The sequence below is a fragment of the Actinophytocola sp. genome, assembly GCF_036002505.1.
Lineage (GTDB): Bacteria > Actinomycetota > Actinomycetes > Mycobacteriales > Pseudonocardiaceae > DASYTH01.
Genome location: NZ_DASYTH010000075.1, coordinates 1 through 2,465, shown reverse-complemented (window position 1 = coordinate 2,465; position 2,465 = coordinate 1). Strand labels below are relative to the sequence as shown.

The 2,465-nt window shown below is 69.5% G+C and carries 2 protein-coding genes and 1 pseudogene; 2 read left to right on the top strand and 1 reads right to left on the bottom strand.

Annotated elements, in window-relative coordinates; all coding sequences use genetic code 11:
- A pseudogene (locus tag VGR06_RS05520) lies at positions 1 to 269 on the bottom strand (dihydrofolate reductase); the annotation flags it as partial.
- 473 nt (positions 270 to 742) lie between these two features.
- Between VGR06_RS05520 and VGR06_RS05515 the strand changes: the two are divergent.
- Positions 743 to 1,438 carry a site-specific integrase gene (locus tag VGR06_RS05515; protein ID WP_327557860.1) on the top strand — a complete coding sequence of 232 codons (696 nt, stop codon included), beginning with the start codon at positions 743 to 745 and terminating at the stop codon, positions 1,436 to 1,438.
- Positions 1,439 to 1,969: 531 nt separating this feature from the next.
- Positions 1,970 to 2,465 (top strand): MobF family relaxase (gene mobF, locus VGR06_RS05510; protein ID WP_327557859.1); only part of this gene is annotated, 496 nt, incomplete at its 3' end.

The following is a 2,465-nucleotide window of genomic DNA, read 5'->3' as shown; positions in this document are numbered from 1 at the left end:
GGCCGCGTGTTCAACGCCGTCCAGATGGGGTTGCCGCCCGGATCTGCCCATGCTCCCCAGGAGCCGGCAAAGATCTCGTAGGTCCGCCGGCCGAACAGGAACGCGTCGGCGCGCTCGTAGACCTGGTTCAGAAACGTCCCGCCCTCGTCGTCGAACAGCGGCGCGACCCATCCGCCGCGCTCGAATCCGCCCCTGCGGTCCTCGTCCGGCCCGCCGAGTCCCTGCATCACGCCGTCGACGGTGACCATCGTGATGGTCGTCAGCTTCATGATCGCGGTTCCCTTCTCGCTGGTTGGGGTCTGACCTTGCCCCGCTTCCGTGGACACGGTGATGTTCCCCCGAAGCGGGTCAAGGTCAGTCGTCGTTCGGTTCGACCGGACCACCGCACCGATCTCATCGGTTGTGGCACTGGTAGCGCTCTCAGCTACCGGGCACCAGCCGTCTACGCTGGTGCCTGCACCCCAATGAAGGACTCTCGCACGAGATGGATCAGTTCACGGGGTCCGGTCAGAGTGACATGGACGATTCTCCTTCGGCAATCGGGGGTGTTGGTTTCCTCTGCGGTCTCGTTCGAGGTCAGTCGTAGTAGCGGCGGGCGCTGGAGCCGATGCGGTGATGTCGGTGGCTGTCCCCCTGCGGGCTCAAGGAAGCCTACGAGCGAAGAGGACCAGGTGGGAGATCCAATTCCAGCCAGGTTCACCAGACCAATGCCACCGCCGCGGCCAGGTTGAATGCCGATGGCGTGGGCCAGGCGACCCGGGCCAAGGCCTACCGGCTGCTGGCCCGCATCCTGGCCGCGGCGGTCGAGGCGCGCTACATCGCGGTCAACCCGTGCAGCATCCGCCGTGCGGCCAGTGACGGCGCGCCGGAGATGCGGATCGCCACCGTCGACCAGGTGGCCGCGATCGCCGACCGGGTACCGCCGCGTTACCGGGCGCTGGTCCTGGTGGCAGCGTTCGGTGGGCTGCGCTGGGGGGAGCTGGTCGGGCTGCGCCGCAAGCGCGTCGACCTGGGGCGCGGCACGGTCACCGTCGCCGAGCAGGTGTTGGAGGTCAACGGCGCGTTCTCGGTTGGCCCGCCCAAGAGCGCCGCCGGCCGCCGCACCGTCACTTTGCCGGCCGCCGTGGTCGAGGCCTTGGCCGAGCACCTGCGCCGCTACACCGCCAAGTCCCCGGAGGGGTTCGTGTTCGTGAGCAGCCGGGGCACGCACCTGCGGCGCAGCAACTTCAACCGGCGGGTGTGGCGGCCGGCGACCCGGGCGGCCGGGGTCGCGGGCCTGCGCGTGCACGACCTGCGCCACACCGCCGGTACGCTGGCCACCGCCGCCGGGGGTTCCCTCCGCGAGGTGATGAGCCGGCTGGGGACTCCACCACGGTCGCGGCGTTGCGCTACCAGCACGTCATGGCCGACCGGGACGCTGCCATCGCCCGGGAGCTGAACCGGCTGATCGAGGGCGGCTGACCGCCGCTATGGCACGGGGATGGCACGCCGGCCGCTCAGCACTTCCCTGCCGACGCGAAAGGCCGGGCGCTGGGCCCGGCCTGAGCTGTAGTTTCTGTGCGGAGCCCCCCGCCGGAATCGAACCGGCGACCCCTTCCTTACCATGGAACCACCGGGAACCGCTGTGCGGACCGCCGTTTTCCCAGGTCGCTCGCGACCGTAGGTGCCAAAGTTATCGGTTCTCCTAGCGCGCAGTTAAGCGTTCCCGAATGCAGCTCGGCATTCCCTTGTCAGCCCGCCGGGCTGGCCGTCGCATAGATCGCACTCCCCTGCTCTGCACTGCCATCTAGCTGCACACTTACCCACCACCATGCTACTGCACGGCCCCCATCAGCACCGCTCACCACCCTGACCCTCATCCGCCCATCCGCCTTTGTCTCATTGCCCTCTTGCCGCACCATCGAATTCCTCAGCAGGACAGCAGTGCACCACAGGTGCGTTTTGCTGCACGGGATGGCGGTGGAGTGGGGTGGCGGTGGTCGCGGATCTGGCCAAGCTCTCGGCCGGGCGGGAGGACTACTACGTCCGCGAGGTCGCCGAGAACCGCGAAGAGTACCTGAGCGGCCACGGCGAGTCACCAGGCCGCTGGTATGGCGCTGGCGCCACCAACCTCGGCCAGCAGGGCACCGCGTCGACCGAGGCGTTCAAGCGGATCTTCGAGGGCCGCCACCCCGACACCGGGGAACTGCTCGGCCGCGCCCACGGCCGCAACGCCGTGCCCGCGTGGGACCTGGTGCTGCGGCCGGTCAAGGACGTCGGCGTGCTGTGGGCGCTCGGCGACCAGCGCGTGAACCGGGTGGCCATGGGCGCCCACCACGAGGGCATTGCTCAGGCGGTCGCCTACCTAGACGCTCACGTGGGCACCCGCCGGGGCCATGGCGGCTGTGGGCATGTGAGCGGTCAGGGGCTGGTGGCGGTCGGCTTCGACCATCGCACCTCACGGGCAGGCGACCCGCTGCCGCACA